A 6691-nucleotide genomic window follows, 5' to 3' on the forward strand; every position below is an offset into this window, starting at 1 on the left:
AGAGCTCAGATCACAGCGGGATGTTCTTGTGGTCGCCGCGGCTGGAGGGGGCGGCGGCGAGGGCGGCGGTGACGACACTGCGCGTCTTGGCAGGGTCGATCTCTTCGTCCACCACACCGATCGCGACGGCGCGGTCGACGCCACCGGCGATGCTCTCGTGCTCGACGGCCAGACGCTCGTGCAGGGCCTCACGCTCGTCTTCCGGCGCTGCGGCCAGGGCGCGCTTGTGCAGGATGCCGACAGCGGCCTTGGCGCCCATGACGGCGACCTCGGCATCGGGCCACGCGTAGACGGCGGTGGCGCCGAGCGCGCGGGAGTTCATGGCGATGTAGGCACCGCCGTAGATCTTGCGGGTCACGACCGTCACGCGGGGAACGGTCGCTTCGGCGAACGCGTGGAGCAGCTTGGCGCCGCGACGCACGACGCCTTCCCATTCCATGCTCACACCGGGGAGGTAGCCGGGCACGTCCACGACCACGACGAGCGGGATGCCGAATGCGTTGCACAGCCGGACGAAACGAGCCGACTTCTCGGCGCTCTCCGAGTTCAGGCAGCCACCCAGGCGGAGCGGGTTGTTGGCGATGACTCCGACGGTGCGGCCGCCGAGGCGTCCGAGACCGGTGACGATGCTGCGGGCGTAATTGCCCTGCAGTTCCTCGAAACTCGACTCGCCCTCGACGTTGTCGAGAAGTTCGTGAACGATCGGGCGGACGTCGTAGGCGCGCTTCGCCGACTCGGGCATGAGCGCGCGGAGATCGGTGTCGCCGTGCGCGGCCGCGGCCTGATCGAACTCGCCCTGTTCGCAGAACATCGACACCAGGCGGCGTGCCCGGTGCAGGGCGTCGCCCTCGTCGTGGGCGGCGATGTGCGCGACACCCGACTTCTTCGTGTGCGTGTCGGGACCGCCGAGGGACACCATGTCGACCTGCTCACCGGTGACACTGCGGACCACGTCCGGTCCGGTGACGAAGACGCGGGCCTCGGGCGCCATGATGACGATGTCGGTCAGCGCAGGACCGTACGCCGCACCGCCGGCCGCGAAGCCGAGGACGACGGAAATCTGTGGGACGCGGCCGGACGCGCGGACCATGGCCTCGAAGACCAGTCCGACGGCGTGCAGGGCCTCGACGCCCTCGGCGAGACGCGCGCCACCCGAGTGCCAGAGACCCACGATCGGGGCGTCTTCCTCGAGGGCGGTGTCGATCGCCGTCACGATGTGCTTGCAGCCTTCGACGCCCATGGCGCCGCCCATGACGGTGGCATCGGAGCAGTATGCGATGGTGCGGACACCGTCGATGTTGCCGGACGCGGCCAGCACACCGGACTTGTCACGCGGATGCAGGGGGACGACCGTCCCGGCGTCGAACAGCTTCTCCAGGCGCGCAAGGGGATCGCGCGGATCGATTGACGCATCGGACTTAGTCGCGGGTGCCAAGATTGTCATCGCGTCCTCCTTGTGGCGGGCCCGGGTGGGCTGTCGATGGGTGGAGACCCCTTCAGAGAAGGGGTCTCCACCCGCGAGCTAGCAGGACCGGCTGTCAGGCCCGGCCGAAGGCGAGCGCGACATTGTGCCCACCGAAACCAAACGAGTTGTTGATCGCGAAATCGATCTCGCCGTAACGGGCTTCACCCTTGACGACATCCAGGTCGATCTCTGGATCCTGATTCTCGAGATTCAGCGTGGGCGGAATGACTCCGTCACGCAGACTCAGGACCGTGAGCACCGCCTCGAGCGCACCGACGGCGCCGATCGAGTGCCCCAACGCGGACTTCGGTGCGTACACCGCAGCATGGTTGCCGACGGCAGCCTTGATGGCGTTCGCCTCTGCCGTGTCACCGATCGGCGTGGCCGTGGCGTGCGCGTTGATGTGCTGGATGTCCGTCTTCGTCAATCCGGCAGTCTCGATCGCCCTCGTCATGGCCCGCGCAGCGCCCGAACCCGAAGGATCGGGAGCGACGATGTGGAACCCGTCGGAGGTGATTCCCGCGCCCAGCAGACGGGCGTGGATGGTGGCACCGCGAGCCTTGGCGTGCTCCTCGGTTTCGAGGACCATCATCGCTCCGGCCTCACCGAACACGAAGCCGTCACGATCCTTGTCGAACGGCCGCGAAGCCGCCTTCGGATCGTCGTTGCGGGTGCTCAGCGCGCGCATCATCGCGAAGCTCGCGATCGGCACGGCGTCGAGGTAACCCTCCACACCACCGGCGACGATGATGTCCGCGTCGCCCATCACCAGCATGCGGTACGCATGGGCGATGGCCTCGGAACCCGAGGAACAGGCCGACACGGGAGTGATCACTCCGGCGCGGGCCCCGAGCTCGAGTCCGACGGTGGCCGACGGACCGTTGGGCATCACCATCTGAACGGCGAACGGCGACACCTTACGGTACCCACCGGCCTTCATCTTCTCGACGGCGTCGATCAGAGCTTCGCCGCCGCCCAGTCCGGTGCCGATCACGACGCCGAGGCGATCCTTGTCGACCTCCGGGCTGCCGGCGTTCTCCCAGACCTGACGGCCCAGGACGAGCGCCAGCCGCTCGACGAAGCTCATCCGGCGGATCTCGACCCGGGACAGCGACTCGTCGGGCGACACCTTGAGCTTGCCGCCGATCGTCACCGGAAGGTCGTTCTCCGTGACGAAGGCTTCCCGGATGGTGTCGATGCCGCTCTCGCCGGCCAACAGGCCTTTCCACGTGGCATCCACGTCACCAGCGATCGACGTCGTGGCCGCGAGGCTGGTGACGACGATGTTGGGGAACTGCTTCCCGTTGGTCGAGGCGGAAGTCACGGCTGAGCTCACTCCTCGTCGTTCTTGGCAGCTTCGAGCTTCGCCTTCACGGCCTCCGCGTCGGCGCCACCTTCTGCTTCGAGCTTCTGGATGTAGGACACGGCGTCACCGACGGTGCGCAGTCCGGCGAGATCCTCGTCGGGGATCTTCACGCCGTACTTGTCCTCGGTCTGGACGGCGATCTCAACCATGGAGAGGGAGTCGATGTCGAGGTCGTCGACGAAAGACTTTTCGATGGTCACCTCGGACGGCTCAATACCGGTGACCTCCTCGATGATCTCCGCGAGTCCGGCGATGATGTCTTCCTGAGTGGCGGCCACTGAGTGGCTCCCTTCTGATTCGGTGTAGATGTATCTGGAGTTGTGCAGGCACGTCCCCATCGGCCGCGCCTGCGGGCCCTGCACGCACCGAGGTGCGCGCAGCAAACTAGCCGAGTTCTGTCAGTTCGGCTAGCGCGGAGATATCCCCCGGGGTCTTGAGTGCCAGAGTCGGCGTGCCGCGCATTTCACGCTTGGCGATACCGACGAGGGTTCCGGCTGGTGGAAGTTCCGCAATCGCGGAGACCTGAGCGGTCCGCAGGCTTGCGGTACACAGGTCCCAACGCACAGGTCGGGTTACCTGCGCGGCCAGTTTAGTCAGTGCGTCGGCTCCGGATGCGACCGGTGCGCCGTCGGCGTTGGAGAGCAGAGTGCGGGTGGGTTCACCTGGTGTGATCTTGGACGCAGCCACGGTGACGGCCTCCTGCGCGGGAGCCATGAACCGGGTGTGGAACGCGCCTGCGACGGGCAGGGCGCGAACCCGCGCCTTCTCCGGCGGGTTGGCCGCGAGTTCCTCGAGCGCCGACAGCAGACCTGCCGCGACGATCTGTCCCGCCGCGTTGCGGTTGGCCGGTTCGAGGCCCAGTTCGTCGAGGCGGGCGAGCACCTCGGCCTCGTCGCCCCCGAGGACCGCGGACATGCCGGTCGGTTCGAGTGCGCAGGCCTTCGCCATCTCCGCGCCGCGGACGGCGGCGAGGGCGACGGCGTCGTCGGCGGAGAGGACTCCGGCGACCGCGGCCGCGGCGAGTTCGCCGACCGAGTGCCCGGCCGCGATGGTGTCTGCGGGAACCAGGCCACGCGCGTCGAGTTCCTCGAAGGCGAGGAGTGCGGCGGCCACGACGAGAGGCTGAGTCACCGACGTGTCGGTGATCTCCTCCGCTGTCGCGGTGGTACCGAGGCGGACGAGGTCGAGGCCGGCAGCCTTCGACCACAGTGCGACACGGTCATGAGAACCCGGCAGCTCCAACCAAGGGATGAGCATGCCGGGAGTCTGAGAGCCCTGACCCGGGGCGAGCAACGAAATCACTCTTCAAGAGAACACCGTCAACGGCGTGCTGCGAGATGTCGTTGCGGATGAACCTTTGTCGGCGGATTTGTTGGGTTCCCACAAAATTGCACGTGGGGTCCTCGCATCGAATCTGGACAGACGTTCGTTACAGCCCTGCTTCTCCGAATGGGAAGGGTGTGACTGGTGTTAAACGTGATATGGGTTCGTTATGGGAATGTGTCAATCGACCCACCGTGGCGGCCACTCTGAGTACATACGCATCCCGCGGATTCGTCGGATCGCGACCGGTGACTTCGGCGATTCTCTTGAGTCGATACCGCACAGTATTTGGATGAACAAACAGCTGCCGGGCACAAGTCTCAACCGCACCTCCACAGTCGAGATATGCGTCCAAAGTGTCGGTGAGAACACCTCCGGCGGCCGCCAGCGGCGCGACCAGATGGTCGTTCAGAGCGGTGACCGCGGCGTTGTCCCCGAGCAGTGCGCGCTCGGGTAACAACTCGGCGGCGTGAACGGGCCGAGGGGCGCCCCGCCAGCCGGCGACCGCCTGCATCGCAGCGAGCGCCTCGACGGCACTGAAGTGCGCCGCACCCAGCGTCGGCGTGGTCGGCCCGATGATCACCGGCTCGTCCGAGAACTTGCCGAGCAGGTCGGTCATGAAACTCGAGTGCCCCGACCCCTCCTGGAGTTCGCCGCTGACGACCATCACGAGCCGCGAACCCTGCACCACGGCGAGGGCGGCGCGACCGTGCTTCTGCGCGATGGTGTGGACCGTGCCGACGACGGAGACCCGTTCGTCCTCGGGGGGAGTGCCGACGATGACGGTGGCGGGGGCGGTGGCGTCCCAGTTGAGGGTCGCCGCCCGCGACAACATGTCCGAACCCGTGTCACCACGGACCACGGCGTCGACCACGAGTGCCTCGAGCCGGGTGTCCCACGCACCGCGGGACTCCGCGGCACTCGCGTACACCGAGGCGGCCGCGAAACCCAGTTCGCGGCCGTAACGGAGGACGGCCTCGGTGAGGGCGATCAGCTGCTGGTCGTTGCGGGCGAGCGCCGGGAGCCACTGCTCGAAGAACTCCATCGCCACGCGGACCATGTCCACCGTCTGGCTGAGGGTGAGTCTGCGCGCGAGATCCTGCGGAATCACCTGGAACGCGTCCAGGCTGAACCGGATGTCGCTGTCCGGGTTCTTGAGCCACTCGAGGAAGTTGACGACCGCCGTCTGAACCAGCAACTGCACGTTGGAGCGTTGAGCGGCATCGAGGTCGTCGAAGAACGGCAGTTGATCCTGCATCGTCGTGACGGCCTCGGTCGAGAGGCGACCGGAGAACTGTTTGACGCGACGCAACAGTGCGTCGGGCAACGGATCCCGGGTTTGTCGTCTGCGGGAGACCAACGGACTCTGCTCGACCATAGTCAAGAACCTACGCCCACCGCCGCCCGTGTAGTCCGACGGACACACGGGCGGCGGTGGGGAGGATCTCGGCGTTACGCGCTGCCGGTGTCCGTGTACGAGACGGCCGCGGCGCGGACGTCGTCGATGCGGTACCGGTTGGCGGCCTCGACGGCCTTGGAGCGGTCGAGGGTGCCTTCGCCGGCGAGGGCGGACAGCACGGCGACGACGATGGATTCGGCGTCGACGTTGAAGTACCGGCGGGCGGCGGGGCGGGTGTCGGAGAAGCCGAACCCGTCGGTGCCGAGGGTGGTGTACGAGCCGGGGACCCACTGGCGGATCTGGTCGGCGACGGCGCGCATCCAGTCCGAGGCCGCCACGAACGGGCCGGCGGCGTCGGACAGGGCCTGCGTGACATACGGCAGCGGGGCGTCGGTGCCGGGGTCGCGCAGGGCCTGGCGCTCCGATTCGATGCCGTCGCGGCGCAGTTCACCCCAGGAGGTGACCGACCACACGTCGGCGGCCACACCCCACTCGTCGGCGAGCAGTTCCTGGGCCCGCAGGCCCTCGGGCATGGTGACTCCGGAGACCAGGATCTGCGCCTTCGGGCCCGATGCCTCGGACTTTTTGAACAGGTACATGCCCTTGAGCAGTCCGTCGACGTTGAGGTCGGCGGGTTCGGCGGGCTGGGAGTAGGGCTCGTTGTAGAGGGTGATGTAGTAGAAGATGTCCTCGCCACCGAACCCGTCCACGCCGTCGGTGCCGCCGTACATCCGGCGCAGACCGTCCTTGACGATGTGCGCGATCTCGTAGGAGAACGCCGGGTCGTAGGCGACGGCGGCCGGGTTGGTCGAGGCCAGCAGCAGCGAGTGCCCGTCGGCGTGCTGCAGGCCTTCGCCGGTGAGGGTGGTGCGGCCGGCGGTGGCGCCGAGGACGAAGCCGCGGGCCATCTGATCGGCCGCCGCCCACAGGCCGTCGCCGGTGCGTTGGAACCCGAACATCGAGTAGAAGATGTACAGCGGGATCATCGGCTCACCGTGGGTGGCATAGGAGGTGCCGACGGCGGTGAACGAGGCGGTCGAGCCGGCCTCGTTGATGCCCTCGTGCAGGATCTGCCCGATCTCGGATTCCTTGTAGGCGAGCATCAGGTCCGCATCCACGGCGGTGTACAGCTGCCCGT

6 protein-coding genes are annotated in these 6691 nt (G+C 67.3%); all 6 read right to left on the reverse strand.

Going from position 1 to position 6691, the window contains the following annotated elements; all coding sequences use genetic code 11:
- Positions 1 to 10 precede the first annotated feature (10 nt).
- Positions 11 to 1444, reverse strand: a complete 1434-nt coding sequence (locus QM693_RS25080; RefSeq protein WP_009473915.1) for an acyl-CoA carboxylase subunit beta — start codon at positions 1442 to 1444, stop codon at positions 11 to 13.
- A 94-nt stretch (positions 1445 to 1538) separates the two neighbouring features.
- On the reverse strand, positions 1539 to 2789 hold the full coding sequence (locus tag QM693_RS25085; protein WP_005247840.1) for a KasA/KasB family beta-ketoacyl-ACP synthase: 1251 nt from the start codon (positions 2787 to 2789) through the stop codon (positions 1539 to 1541).
- Positions 2790 to 2797: 8 nt separating this feature from the next.
- Positions 2798 to 3109, reverse strand: coding sequence for a meromycolate extension acyl carrier protein AcpM (acpM, locus tag QM693_RS25090; protein WP_005247839.1), 312 nt, complete (start codon positions 3107 to 3109; stop codon positions 2798 to 2800).
- A gap of 106 nt (positions 3110 to 3215) precedes the next feature.
- Positions 3216 to 4133, reverse strand: a complete 918-nt coding sequence (locus QM693_RS25095) for an ACP S-malonyltransferase (protein WP_280782461.1) — start codon at positions 4131 to 4133, stop codon at positions 3216 to 3218.
- 127 nt (positions 4134 to 4260) lie between these two features.
- Entirely contained in the window at positions 4261 to 5532 is a 1272-nt protein-coding gene (locus QM693_RS25100) for a PucR family transcriptional regulator (protein WP_005261202.1), read from the reverse strand.
- A gap of 74 nt (positions 5533 to 5606) precedes the next feature.
- Positions 5607 to 6691 (reverse strand): transketolase-like TK C-terminal-containing protein (locus QM693_RS25105; RefSeq protein ID WP_502942671.1); only part of this gene is annotated, 1085 nt, incomplete at its 5' end.

It is taken from the genome of Rhodococcus sp. IEGM 1305 (genome assembly GCF_030058635.1).
In the GTDB taxonomy this organism is placed as follows: Bacteria; Actinomycetota; Actinomycetes; order Mycobacteriales; family Mycobacteriaceae; genus Rhodococcus_F; species Rhodococcus_F opacus_D.